Source organism: Parageobacillus caldoxylosilyticus, from assembly GCF_019272935.1.
In the GTDB taxonomy this organism is placed as follows: Bacteria; Bacillota; Bacilli; order Bacillales; family Anoxybacillaceae; genus Saccharococcus; species Saccharococcus caldoxylosilyticus.
On the sequence record NZ_CP040553.1, the window covers coordinates 1,828,098 to 1,840,663 of the forward strand.

Consider the following 12,566-nt stretch of genomic DNA (forward strand, 5'->3'; position numbering starts at 1 on the left):
ATGGCATCATGAGATTCGATGAGGCGTATTCGGGCAATGTATTTATCGGAAGCCACCCGAATTTTGAGGAAAGCGAAGCGGTGATTTACGGGATGCCGATGGACTGGACGGTAAGCTACCGCCCTGGTTCCCGCTTCGGTCCGGCCCGCATCCGCGAAGTGTCGATTGGGCTGGAGGAATACAGCCCGTATTTAGACCGCGAACTTGGAGAAGTCAAATATTTCGACGCCGGCGATATTCCGCTTCCATTTGGAAACGCGCAGCGCAGTTTAGATATCATCGAAGACTTTGTCGATAAAATTTTAGCCGCAGATAAATTTCCGCTTGGCATCGGCGGCGAGCATCTCGTTTCCTGGCCGGTCATTAAAGCGGTATATAAAAAATATCCGGATTTAGCGGTGATTCATATGGACGCCCATACCGACTTGCGGGAGCATTACGAGGGCGAGCCTCTGTCCCACGCGACGCCGATTCGCAAAGTGGCGGACTTAATCGGACCGACAAACGTCTTTTCGTTCGGCATTCGTTCCGGTATGAAAAAAGAGTTCGAATGGGCGAAGGAAAACGGTATGTACATCGCGCAATTTGAAGTGCTCGAGCCGCTTCGGGAGGTGCTGCCAAAGCTGGCCGGGCGTCCGGTGTACGTGACGATTGACATCGACGTGTTGGACCCTGCCCACGCTCCGGGTACGGGAACAGTCGACGCCGGCGGCATTACATCGAAAGAACTGTTGGCAGCCATCCATGAAATCGCGAAATCGGATGTTCGCGTCGTTGGCGCTGATTTAGTGGAAGTAGCGCCGGTTTATGACCATTCCGAACAAACGGCTAACACCGCAAGCAAACTGATTCGCGAAATGATTCTCGGCTGGGTGCCAAAACGCCGCTGATGGCAAATCCCGACTCCATTTTTACTGGAGTCGGGATTTCAATGTGCTGCAAAATGTAAAACAATCGCAAATATGTTTCGTTACAAGCGCCGTCTCGCTGAAGATGGTGCTTTTTTATGCATGAAGCCGCTGCATACATTCTTCCCCTCTTGAATGAAAGGAAATAATTCCTTTATACTTAATAAAGTTATTACTGTTTTTTATCAAGGGCGTGTTCTCGATGGAGAAACAAAACGGAATCCCGATGCAGCTGAAACAAGTGACCGATATTCGCGATGGGTTGCGCAAGGAAACGGTTGTGTTAGAAGCAACAGGTCTTTACTACATAAAAGGAAACGCCATGTATTTGCAATTTAAGGAGCAGCATGAGCTCGGCAGCATTAAGACGATCGTTAAAATAACGAACGAGGAAGTGGTCGTCATGCGTTCCGGAGCGGTGCATATGCGTCATGCGTTCCGCAAAACGGAAGAAACGACCGGCCATTACCGCACTTCGTTTGGGCAATGGACGATGAAAACAAAAACGGATCATATCGAGTTTCATTATGATGACAGGCGGAAAAAAGGGCGGTTGTTTGTATCGTATCAGCTGCAGATGCAAAATGAACAAACAGGCCGCCATGCGATGACGATTATGTTTAAGGGGGTATAGATAATGAACATTGTCGAACAGATGAAGGAACGGATTAAAGAAGAAATTAAGCGCGCCGTCATTAGCGCCGGACTTGCGAAAACAGAAGAAATGCCGGATGTGATTTTAGAAGTGCCGAGAGAAAAAGCGCACGGCGACTATTCGACGAATATGGCGATGCAGCTGGCCCGCATTGCGAAAAAACCGCCGCGGGCGATTGCGGAAGAAATCGTGCAGCACTTTGACCGGACAAAAGCGTCCATTGCCAAAATCGACATTGCCGGCCCGGGGTTTATTAACTTTTATATGGACAACCGCTATTTAACGGAGCTGATTCCAACGATCATCCAAGCGGGAAAAGCTTACGGGGAGACGAATGTCGGAAATGGGCAAAAAGTGCAAGTCGAGTTTGTTTCCGCCAACCCAACCGGCGATTTGCATTTAGGCCATGCCCGCGGCGCCGCGGTCGGCGATTCGCTATGCAATATTTTAGAAAAAGCCGGATTTGATGTGACGCGCGAATATTATATTAATGATGCCGGCAATCAAATTTACAACCTGGCCAAATCAGTCGAAGCCCGTTACTTCCAGGCGCTCGGCATCGAGAAAGCCATGCCGGAAGACGGTTATTACGGCGAAGATATTGTCGAAATCGGCAAAAAGTTGGCCGAGAAGCACGGCGACAAATTTGTCCATATCGATGAGCAAGAGCGGCTCGCCTTTTTCCGTGAGTACGGACTCAACTATGAATTAGAAAAGATTAAAAAAGATTTGGCCGATTTCCGCGTCTCGTTCGATGTTTGGTATTCGGAAACATCTTTATATACAAGCGGAAAAATTGACGAAGCGTTGGCGGTGCTGCGCGAACGCGGCTATATTTACGAAAAAGACGGGGCGACATGGTTCCGCTCGACGGCGTTTGGCGATGACAAAGACCGCGTGTTAATCAAAAAAGACGGCACGTATACGTATTTGCTGCCGGACATCGCCTATCATCAGGATAAGCTGCGCCGCGGATTTGCGAAAATCATTAACATTTGGGGCGCGGACCATCACGGCTATATTCCGCGGATGAAAGCGGCGATTGCGGCGCTCGGCTATGACCCGGACGTGTTGGAAGTGGAAATCATTCAATTAGTTAACTTGTATCAAAACGGCGAACGGGTCAAAATGAGCAAGCGCACCGGCAAAGCGGTGACGATGCGCGAATTAATGGAAGAGGTCGGCTTGGATGCAGTCCGCTACTTCTTTGCGATGCGCTCGAGCGACACGCATTTGGATTTTGATATGGACCTTGCCGTCTCGCAGTCGAATGAAAACCCGGTGTACTATGTGCAATATGCGCATGCCCGCGTCTCAAGCATTCTCCGCCAAGGCGAGGAGCAAAACTTGTCTTATGAAGGAGATTTGCAGCTCGATTATATCGAAACGGAAAAAGAAATCGAGCTGTTGAAAAAGCTTGGCGAGTTCCCAAGTGTGGTGGCGGAAGCGGCTGTGAAGCGGATGCCGCACCGCGTGACCGGCTATGTGTTTGAGCTGGCGTCGGCACTGCACAGCTTTTACAATGCGGAAAAAGTGTTAGATCCGGAAAACATGGAAAAAAGCCGGGCGCGTTTAGCGCTCATGAAAGCCGTGCAAATTACGCTGCAAAACGCGCTGGCGCTCATCGGTGTATCGGCGCCGGAAAAAATGTAAGAAATAACAGCTTGAGGCGGATTTTCCAGCCATTTTGTTTAGGAAATATCAAAAAAGAGGAAAGACGTTTTACAATAAATGCTCGAACGAGGGGGAGTTCCCCCCTCTTTTTATGGGCATAGTAATGAAAAAAATACATGGAGGAAATGGAAATGAAAGAAGTGACTTTATCGTTGTTGACTGGGATGGTGGTCGGCTTTTTATTTACGCTGTTCCGTTTGCCGATTCCTGCCCCGCCAGCTTTAGCCGGCATTGCCGGGATCGTCGGGGTATACTTAGGGATGAAAATATTCGAATGGATTAGTTACTTTTGGAAATGAAGCCATGTTAAGGGAGGATTCCCTAACATGGCTTTTATAGCCAAGCAGAAAGAAGAGTCGATATCGACTCTTTGCCGCGTTCCCATAACGTGCGTTTTTTCCAAAAATCAAGCGTCATCTGCTCGGAACGGGCTAAATCGCGTTCGATCGCTTTCTTTACTTCGCGGATAAAACCGCGGTCAAAAATGTAACAATTAATCTCGCTGTTAAAAAATAAGCTTCTTTTGTCAAAATTGGCGGTGCCGATATCGCACCATTGCTCATCGATCACGATCGTTTTCGCATGATAAAAGCCTTGATAAAAGCGATAAATGCGCGCTCCGGCTTTTAACAGGCGGTAAAAATAAGGATAGGCAGCCTCTTTTACAAATAGGTGATCCGCTTTTAATGGGACAAGAACGGTCACGTTGACGCCGCGCCGAAGTGCATCGAGCAGCGCGTTCATTACGGAACGGCTAGGAATAAAATAGGGGCTGCCGATGATAATTTCTTTTTTGGCTTGATCGATGACATCAATGAGTTGCTGCTCGAGCGCATGGCCATCCTTGGCAAATAATTGATGAGCGATTGCACCTGCTTGAAGAGAAGGAAAATATTCAGATTTGTCGAGTGCTGTATTGGTCGCTTCTTCCCAGTCGCGCAAAAACTGCGTTTGCAAATCATGAACCCCTTCGCCGGTAATTTTTAAATGGTAGTCACGCCATTCCCCGAAATTTGGATCTTTTCCAACATATTCTCTGCCGATATTAAAGCCGCCGATGTACCCGATTTTTCCGTCGATCACGGTAATTTTTCGATGATTACGCCGATTTAACCAATAGAAGAAAAACGGAAAGCGCGGTTTATATGTGTAGGCAAATTCGATGCCGCTTGCTTTTAATGAGCGAATCAGCGATTTCGGCAATCCGAAGCTTCCGACCCAATCGACGAGAATGCGAATCTGAACCCCTTCCTTTGCTTTTTGTTTTAGCAATTGAAAAAACGGCTGGCTCGTCTCATCATTCTTAATGATGTAAAACAAAATGTGGATATGGTGTTTGGCCTGGCGAATCTCCGCAAAATAATCGGAAAAAAGATGCGTTCCGTTGATGAAAAAAGAAATGTCGCTTTGCCGCCGCGGATATACAATTTTTTTGTTTTTGTTTTGGAAAACGATCCTTCCGAGCTTGTCATCAAGATATATTAGCGCTAATATAATAACAATAACGAAAAATACAAGCATTTCTTCCCCTCCTGATCACATCGTTAATTATTAATGTACCCGGATACGCAAAAAATAGCAGGACAACATGTAAAAACATTATTGACTGAATGCTCATTCATTGTGTAAAATAGACGCAAGAACTTAATTCTGAAAATTTATTTTGTTGTCAATATTTTTTATTGTTATTTCATCTTAGAGGGGGAAGGGGAGAGAGGCATGAATCCACTATTGGTGATCAACTTTCTTGCGTTTTTGTTTGTAACCGCTTACGCTGTCTACTTGTTTGCCTATGTGGTGAAAACGCGGGCGATATACATTAAGCTCGGCAAAAAAGTGGAATTTGATGAAAAAGTAAAAGAGCGTCTGCAAAAAATCTGGGTCAATGTTTTTGGTCAGAAAAAGCTGCTGAAAGACAAAAAAAGCGGCATCATTCACGTTGTCTTTTTCTACGGATTTATCCTTGTCCAATTCGGAGCGATTGACTTTATCATCAAAGGTCTCGTTCCTGGGGCGCATCTGCCGCTAGGGCCGCTTTATCCAGGCTTTACATTTTTCCAGGAAATTGTCACCTTGCTTATTTTGATTGCCGTATTTGCTGCGTTTTACCGTCGTTATATTGAAAAGCTGGTTCGTTTAAAACGGGATTTTAAAGCTGGTTTAGTGCTCATTTTTATCGGCGGGCTAATGCTTTCTGTTTTGTTTGGCAACGGAATGGCCATGATTTGGCACGGTGAGGAAGCCTCGTGGAGCGAACCGGTCGCATCGTTCATCGCCAGCGCGTTCCATTGGGTTGGAGAAACCGGCGCTGCTGTCTTGTTCTTTATCGCCTGGTGGATCCATTTGTTGATTTTGCTTACTTTCTTAGTATACGTACCGCAGTCGAAGCACGCTCATTTGATTGCTGCGCCGATTAACGTGTTTTTCAGCCGTCTGTCGCGGCCGAAATTATCGAAAATCAACTTTGAAGATGAAACGCAGGAATCGTTTGGCGTCGGGAAAATTGAAGATTTTACGCAAAAGCAGCTCATCGATTTATATGCCTGTGTGGAGTGCGGACGATGCACGAGCATGTGTCCGGCTACTGGAACCGGGAAAATGCTGTCGCCAATGGATTTAATTTTAAAACTGCGCGACCACCTGACCGAAAAAGGGGCGGCTGTTACGTCCCGCGCTCCATGGGTGCCGACGTTTGCCTTTAAAAACACGAGAGGCAACCAATTAGCGGTTGCCGCGCAAGGCGTGCAGGAACAAGCGGCGGCGCTGGAGATGCCAAGCCTGATCGGCGACGTCATTACGGAAGAGGAAATTTGGGCCTGTACGACATGCCGCAACTGTGAAGACCAATGTCCGGTCATGAATGAGCACGTCGACAAAATTATCGACTTGCGCCGCTATCTTGTGCTGACGGAAGGAAGAATGAACCCGGATGCCCAGCGGGCGATGACCAACATTGAGCGCCAAGGAAATCCATGGGGATTGAACCGCAAAGAGAAAGAAAACTGGCGCGAGCTTCGCGATGATGTGCATGTTCCGACAGTCAAAGAAACGAAAAAAGCCGGCGAAGAGTTCGAGTATTTGTTCTGGGTCGGCTCGATGGGCTCGTTTGACAACCGCAGCCAAAAAATCGCCTTGGCATTTGCGAAATTGTTAAATGAAGCAGGCGTGAAGTTTGCGATTTTAGGAAATAAAGAGAAAAACTCGGGCGATACGCCGCGCCGCTTAGGAAACGAGTTTTTATTCCAGGAACTCGCAGCCAACAATATCGCGGAATTTGAAAAAGCGGGCGTGAAAAAGATTGTGACGATCGACCCGCACGCGTACAACACGTTTAAAAACGAATATCCGGATTTCGGCTTTGAAGCGGAAGTATACCATCATACCGAGCTGCTTGCGAAGCTGATTGACGAAGGCCGATTAGTGCCGAAATATGAAGTAAAAGAACGAGTGACGTTCCACGATTCCTGTTATTTAGGACGCTACAACGACGTGTATGACGCGCCTCGCAAAATTTTGCAGGCAATTCCGGGCGTCGAGCTCGTCGAAATGGAGCGCAACCGCGAACGCGGTATGTGTTGCGGCGCCGGCGGCGGCTTAATGTGGATGGAAGAAACGACCGGCAACCGCATCAACGTAGCCCGCACTGAGCAGGCGCTTGCCGTCAACCCAACGGTCATCAGCTCCGGCTGTCCGTACTGCTTGACGATGCTCACGGACGGCACAAAAGCAAAGGAAGTCGAGGACAAAGTCTTCACTTACGATGTGGCAGAATTGCTGGCGAAATCGGTCTTTGGCGAAGAGAAAGAAGCTGTCTTATGAACCTCTTCCACCTACACTCCGTTTAGAGGTGGGAGATTTCTCGGTAAGCATGTTAAAAAAATTGAATATATAATTCCTATTTTTTAAAATAATTAGTATAATAGATAAAGAGGGTGTGCGTTCGTGTACACCTTCTCTTTACCATCATTATCGAGCGAGCGTTCAGTCTGTATTGTTGTAATCGCTTTCTTTATCGTAGGAAGATCACAAAGGGGGAGAGGTTTTATGGGAAAAACGGTGATTGTAAGCGGTGTACGGACACCGTTTGGCAAATTTGGCGGCGCCTTGCAGCCGCTGACGGCTGCTGAACTTGGCGGCATCGCGGTGAAAGAAGCGCTGGCGCGCGCCAACATTAGCGGAGAACAAGTCGATCAAGTCATTTTAGGGACCGTCCTGCAAGGCGGACAAGGGCAGCTTCCATCCCGCCAAGCGATGCGCCATGCCGGCATTCCGTGGGAAGCGCGCACGGAAACGATTAATAAAGTATGCGCTTCCGGCATGCGGGCGGTAACGCTTGGCGACCAAATCATCCGCCTTGGCGAAGCGGAAGTAGTTGTCGCCGGCGGTATGGAATCGATGAGCAACGCTCCGTATATATTGCCGAAAGCGCGTTGGGGACTGCGGATGGGCGACGGTGCCGTCAAAGATTTAATGGTGTATGACGGACTGACATGTAGTTTCACCGGGGTGCATATGGGAGTTTACGGCGGTGAAACAGCGAAAGAATTAGGCATTTCCCGCGAGGAACAAGACAAATGGGCGTATCGCAGCCATCAGCGGGCAATCGCCGCGATGGAAGCGGGATTATTAGCCGAAGAAATCGTACCGGTCGCAGTGCCGCAGCGAAAAGGCGAACCGATACTTGTCGCGCACGATGAATCGCCAAGAAAAGATACGTCGCTTGAAAAGCTGGCCAAACTTCCGCCAGTTTTTGACCCGCAAGGAACGGTGACAGCCGGAAACGCTCCAGGCGTCAATGACGGAGCCGCCGCGCTTGTCCTGATGAGCGAAGAGCGCGCCGCCCGCGAAGGAATTCAACCGCTTGCGACAATTTTGGCGCATACGGCGATTGCCGTGGAGGCAAAAGATTTTCCGAAAACGCCGGGGCTTGTCATTAACGAATTGCTGCGCAAAACGGGGAAAACAGTCGCTGACATTGATTTATTTGAAATTAATGAAGCGTTTGCCGCCGTAGCGCTTGCGAGCATCCAAATCGCGGGCATTGATCCGGAAAAAGTCAATGTCAATGGCGGAGCGGTCGCTTTAGGCCATCCAATCGGCGCCAGCGGCGCGCGCATTATCATTACCCTGATCCACGAATTGAAACGCCGCGGCGGCGGCATCGGCATTGCCGCAATTTGCAGCGGCGGCGGCCAAGGCGACGCCATCATGGTACAAGTATAGAAAAGCGGAGGCGGCGCGATTAGCCTTCGAAGCCAAATGTTCTTCACCCGCAGGGGTGCTTGTCACCCCGAAGGCGAAGGTTATTTGACCCTGAGCGGTTGCGAGCCGAGCTAGACAAAAAGAAAAGCGGAGACGAGCTGCCTAACCGCGACGGGCAAATGTTTTTCGCCTGCGGAAGTGCTTGTCACGATATTCGCATCAAATAAACAGAAACAACGAAAGACAGGGGATGTGAAGACGATGGATGTAAAAACGATTATGGTCATCGGTGCCGGACAAATGGGTTCCGGTATTGCGCAAGTGTGTGCAATGGCAGGATACGACGTTTTCCTACATGATATTAGCCAACAACAAATCGACAAAGGATTGGCGAATATCGAAAAATTATTGTCGCGCCAAGTGGAAAAAGGAAAAATGACGGAAGAGGAAAAAGCGGCGACACTAGGGCGCCTCACTCCTTCCAATGATTTGCAAAACGCGGCGAAAGCCGATTTAGTCATTGAAGCGGTCGTTGAAAACATGGATGTGAAAACAAAATTGTTTGCCGAACTCGATCAAATCGCTCCGCCGCATACGATTTTGGCGACAAACACGTCTTCGCTGCCAATTACGGAAATCGCAGCGGCGACGAAACGCCCAGAAAAAGTGATCGGCATGCATTTTATGAATCCGGTTCCGGTCATGAAGCTAGTCGAAATTATCCGCGGGCTGGCGACGGCGGATGAGGTGTATGAGACGATTGAAGCGATTACGCGCAAGTTGAATAAAGTACCAGTCGAAGTCAACGACTTTCCGGGCTTTATCTCCAACCGCGTCTTGATGCCGATGATCAACGAAGCGATTTATGCGTTATATGAAGGAGTTGCGACAAAAGAAGCGATCGACGAAGTGATGAAGCTTGGCATGAACCATCCGATGGGGCCGCTGACATTAGCTGATTTCATCGGTTTGGATACGTGTCTGTACATTATGGAAACGCTTCATGAAGGGTTTGGCGATGATAAATACCGTCCATGCCCATTATTGCGCAAATACGTGAAAGCCGGCTGGCTCGGCCGCAAAACAGGCAGAGGATTTTACACATACGAGTAATCAGCAAAGAAGGTGGCATACATGAATTTACACTTTACGGAAGAGCAAGAAATGATGCGGAACATGGTGCGCGAGTTCGCGCAAACGGAAATCGCGCCATTTGTGGAACGCATGGAGCAAGGCGAATTTCCGCGCCCGATTTTAAACAAAATGGCCGAGCTCGGGCTGATGGGCATTACCGTTCCGGAAGAGTACGGCGGTGCCGGGATGGACTTTGTTTCCTACATTATCGCCATCCATGAAATTTCGAAAGTAAGCGCGACGGTCGGCGTCATTTTATCGGTGCATACGTCGGTCGGCACCAATCCGATTTTATACTTCGGAACGGAGGAGCAAAAGAAAAAATATGTGCCGAAGCTGGCCAGCGGCGAGTACCTAGGGGCGTTTTGCCTCACCGAACCGGGTGCCGGCTCCGATGCGAAAAGCTTAAAAACAAAAGCGGTCCGCCAAGGCGACTACTACCTTTTAAACGGTTCGAAAATTTTCATCACCAACGGAGGCGAGGCGGATACGTATATCGTCTTTGCCCGCACCGCCCCGAATGAAAAAGGCAGCCGCGGCATTTCTGCTTTTATCGTTGAAAAAGATACGCCAGGATTTATCATCGGCAAAGATGAGAAAAAAATGGGGCTGCACGGTTCACGGACGGTACAAATTACGCTGGAAGACGCGAAAGTGCCGGCGGAAAACTTGCTTGGCGAGGAAGGTCAAGGCTTTAAAATCGCGATGGCAAACCTCGATGTTGGACGCATCGGCATCGCCGCGCAGGCGCTTGGCATTGCCGAAGCGGCGTTAGAACATGCGACCGCTTATGCGAAAGAACGCATCCAGTTTGGCAAGCCGATCGCCGAGCAGCAAGGTGTCGCTTTTAAGCTCGCTGATATGGCGACTGCGGTCGAAGCGGCGAAACTGCTTGTCTATCGCGCGGCATTTTTGCGGGCGCAAGGCCTGCCATGTGGAAAAGAAGCGTCGATGGCAAAATTGTTCGCTTCAAGAACGGCGATGGAAAACGCGATCGAAGCGGTGCAAATCTTCGGCGGCAACGGCTATACGAAAGATTATCCCGTCGAACGGTTGTTCCGCGATGCAAAAATTTGTGAAATTTACGAAGGAACAAGCGAAATTCAACGTTTGGTCATTAGCAAATACTTAACGAAAAAGTAAGGCAACATAACCATCAGCATTTATAAATGGGGGATCGGGATTATGAATTTTCAATTAAGCGAAGAACATGAAATGATACGAAAAATGGTGCGCGAGTTTGCCGAAAAGGAAGTGGCGCCGACAGCGGCGGAACGAGATGAAGAAGAACGGTTTGACCGCGAAATTTTTAATAAAATGGCTGAATTAGGCTTGACCGGAATTCCATGGCCGGAAGAGTACGGCGGCATCGGCAGCGACTATTTGGCATATGTCATTGCGGTGGAAGAATTGTCAAAAGTATGCGCTTCTACTGGGGTCACGCTATCGGCGCATATTTCCCTGGCCAGCTGGCCGATCTACAAATTCGGTACGGAAGAACAAAAGCAAAAATACTTGCGCGCCCTTGCGACAGGGGAAAAACTCGGCGCGTACGGCCTTTCCGAGCCGGGCGCCGGTTCGGATGTGGCCTCGATGAAAACGAGGGCGGTGCGCGAAGGCGACTACTATGTACTAAACGGTTCAAAAGTATGGATTACCAACGGCGGCGAAGCGGAAATTTATGTCGTCTTTGCTGTTACTGATCCGGAAAAACGCCATAAAGGCATCAGCGCGTTTATTGTTGAAAAAGGTACGCCGGGATTTTCGATCGGCAAAAAAGAGAAAAAGCTCGGCATTCGTTCCTCGCCGACAACTGAGCTCATTTTTGAAGACTGCCGCATTCCGAAAGAAAACTTGCTCGGCCAAGAAGGGGAAGGCTTTAAAATCGCGATGATGACGCTTGACGGCGGCCGCAACGGCATTGCGGCGCAAGCGGTCGGCATTGCCCAAGGAGCGTTGGACGCAGCGGTTGAATACGCCAAACAACGGGTGCAATTTGGCAAACCGATCGCCGAGCAGCAAGGCGTTGCCTTTAAATTGGCCGACATGGCAACGGCGATTGAAGCGGCGCGCCTGCTGACGTATCAGGCAGCATGGCTTGAATCCAACGGCCTGCCATATGGCAAAGCATCGGCGATGGCGAAGCTATTTGCCGGCGATACGGCGATGAAAGTAACGGTCGATGCCGTGCAAATTTTCGGCGGCAACGGCTATACGAAAGACTACCCGGTTGAACGGTTTATGCGCGATGCGAAAATTACGCAAATTTACGAAGGAACGCAAGAAATTCAACGCCTTGTTATTTCGCGGATGCTTACTCGATAAGCATCCGCGCCATTGCAGGTGGTCAAGATGAAAAAACGGGAAGTGATCGCATCCGTCAAAGATGAAAAACTTGTTAAAAAACGCCGCAACCAAATGATTAAAGGAGCGATTTCCCTGTTTAAACAAAAAGGATTTCACCAGACGACAACAAGGGAAATCGCTAAAGCTTCCGGATTTAGCATCGGCACGCTCTATGAATACATTCGCAAGAAAGAAGATATCCTCTATCTTGTTTGCGACCGCATTTATGATGAAGTGCGCGAACGGATGGAAAAAGATATCGACACCCACCATGGCACGATCGAAAGCTTTAAGTTAGCGATCGCCCGCTATTTCAAAGTCATCGACGATTTGCAAGATGAAGTGCTCGTTATGTACCAGGAAGTAAAATCGCTCAGCAAAGAATCGCTGCCATACGTGCTCAACAAAGAAATCCAAATGGTCGGCATGTTTGAAAACATTTTGCAGACATGCGTCAACAACGGCGTATTTCAGCTGACGGAGGAAGAAATCAAACTGTTCGCTCACGACATTTTCGTGCTGGGACAAATGTGGGCGTTTCGCCGCTGGGCGCTGAAAAGACTATATACGCTTGATGAATATATTGAACTGCAGACGGAATTGCTGCTAAAGGGGATTATGAAGAAACGGTCATCATGATTAAAGGG

11 protein-coding genes are annotated in these 12,566 nt (G+C 48.8%); 10 read left to right on the top strand and 1 reads right to left on the bottom strand.

Annotation, left to right across the window (positions count from 1 at the left end):
- The first annotated feature begins 8 nt into the window (after positions 1 to 8).
- From speB to BV455_RS09360, 4 genes are all read left to right on the top strand, one after another.
- Positions 9 to 890 (top strand): agmatinase, encoded by an 882-nt coding sequence (speB, locus tag BV455_RS09345; protein ID WP_061578877.1) that lies wholly within the window; start codon positions 9 to 11, stop codon positions 888 to 890.
- Between the two features lie 220 nt (positions 891 to 1,110).
- Positions 1,111 to 1,542, top strand: a complete 432-nt coding sequence (locus BV455_RS09350; RefSeq protein ID WP_042406833.1) for a YwiB family protein — start codon at positions 1,111 to 1,113, stop codon at positions 1,540 to 1,542.
- Between the two features lie 3 nt (positions 1,543 to 1,545).
- A complete protein-coding gene (argS, locus tag BV455_RS09355; RefSeq protein ID WP_218687945.1) occupies positions 1,546 to 3,216 on the top strand; it encodes an arginine--tRNA ligase in 1,671 nt (556 codons plus the stop codon).
- A gap of 152 nt (positions 3,217 to 3,368) precedes the next feature.
- Complete coding sequence (locus BV455_RS09360) at positions 3,369 to 3,536, top strand: XapX domain-containing protein (protein ID WP_017436913.1); 168 nt, start codon at positions 3,369 to 3,371, stop codon at positions 3,534 to 3,536.
- A gap of 34 nt (positions 3,537 to 3,570) precedes the next feature.
- Here BV455_RS09360 and cls read toward each other — a convergent pair whose 3' ends face one another.
- Entirely contained in the window at positions 3,571 to 4,758 is a 1,188-nt protein-coding gene (cls, locus tag BV455_RS09365) for a cardiolipin synthase (RefSeq protein WP_042406825.1), read from the bottom strand.
- Between the two features lie 198 nt (positions 4,759 to 4,956).
- Here cls and BV455_RS09370 point away from each other — a divergent pair, with 198 nt between their 5' ends.
- From BV455_RS09370 to BV455_RS09395, 6 genes are all read left to right on the top strand, one after another.
- Positions 4,957 to 7,056: a heterodisulfide reductase-related iron-sulfur binding cluster gene (locus tag BV455_RS09370; protein ID WP_017436911.1), complete on the top strand. Its 2,100-nt coding sequence runs from the start codon at positions 4,957 to 4,959 to the stop codon at positions 7,054 to 7,056.
- Positions 7,057 to 7,281: 225 nt separating this feature from the next.
- Positions 7,282 to 8,460 carry an acetyl-CoA C-acetyltransferase gene (locus BV455_RS09375; RefSeq protein ID WP_017436910.1) on the top strand — a complete coding sequence of 393 codons (1,179 nt, stop codon included), beginning with the start codon at positions 7,282 to 7,284 and terminating at the stop codon, positions 8,458 to 8,460.
- A 240-nt stretch (positions 8,461 to 8,700) separates the two neighbouring features.
- Positions 8,701 to 9,552, top strand: coding sequence for a 3-hydroxybutyryl-CoA dehydrogenase (locus BV455_RS09380; protein ID WP_017436909.1), 852 nt, complete (start codon positions 8,701 to 8,703; stop codon positions 9,550 to 9,552).
- A 21-nt stretch (positions 9,553 to 9,573) separates the two neighbouring features.
- On the top strand, positions 9,574 to 10,716 hold the full coding sequence (locus BV455_RS09385) for an acyl-CoA dehydrogenase (protein WP_218687946.1): 1,143 nt from the start codon (positions 9,574 to 9,576) through the stop codon (positions 10,714 to 10,716).
- A gap of 42 nt (positions 10,717 to 10,758) precedes the next feature.
- Entirely contained in the window at positions 10,759 to 11,898 is a 1,140-nt protein-coding gene (locus tag BV455_RS09390) for an acyl-CoA dehydrogenase (protein WP_017436907.1), read from the top strand.
- A gap of 27 nt (positions 11,899 to 11,925) precedes the next feature.
- Positions 11,926 to 12,558, top strand: a complete 633-nt coding sequence (locus BV455_RS09395; RefSeq protein ID WP_017436906.1) for a TetR/AcrR family transcriptional regulator — start codon at positions 11,926 to 11,928, stop codon at positions 12,556 to 12,558.
- Positions 12,559 to 12,566 lie beyond the last annotated feature (8 nt).

Excerpts from the sequence above, each read along its gene's own strand:
- speB (WP_061578877.1), top strand. The coding sequence starts at position 9 with ATGAGATTCGATGAGGCGTATTCGGGCAATGTATTTATCGGAAGCCAC.
- BV455_RS09350 (WP_042406833.1), top strand. The coding sequence starts at position 1,111 with ATGGAGAAACAAAACGGAATCCCGATGCAGCTGAAACAAGTGACCGAT.
- argS (WP_218687945.1), top strand. The coding sequence starts at position 1,546 with ATGAACATTGTCGAACAGATGAAGGAACGGATTAAAGAAGAAATTAAG.
- BV455_RS09360 (WP_017436913.1), top strand. The coding sequence starts at position 3,369 with ATGAAAGAAGTGACTTTATCGTTGTTGACTGGGATGGTGGTCGGCTTT.
- cls (WP_042406825.1), bottom strand. The coding sequence starts at position 4,758 with ATGCTTGTATTTTTCGTTATTGTTATTATATTAGCGCTAATATATCTT.
- BV455_RS09370 (WP_017436911.1), top strand. The coding sequence starts at position 4,957 with ATGAATCCACTATTGGTGATCAACTTTCTTGCGTTTTTGTTTGTAACC.
- BV455_RS09375 (WP_017436910.1), top strand. The coding sequence starts at position 7,282 with ATGGGAAAAACGGTGATTGTAAGCGGTGTACGGACACCGTTTGGCAAA.
- BV455_RS09380 (WP_017436909.1), top strand. The coding sequence starts at position 8,701 with ATGGATGTAAAAACGATTATGGTCATCGGTGCCGGACAAATGGGTTCC.
- BV455_RS09385 (WP_218687946.1), top strand. The coding sequence starts at position 9,574 with ATGAATTTACACTTTACGGAAGAGCAAGAAATGATGCGGAACATGGTG.
- BV455_RS09390 (WP_017436907.1), top strand. The coding sequence starts at position 10,759 with ATGAATTTTCAATTAAGCGAAGAACATGAAATGATACGAAAAATGGTG.
- BV455_RS09395 (WP_017436906.1), top strand. The coding sequence starts at position 11,926 with ATGAAAAAACGGGAAGTGATCGCATCCGTCAAAGATGAAAAACTTGTT.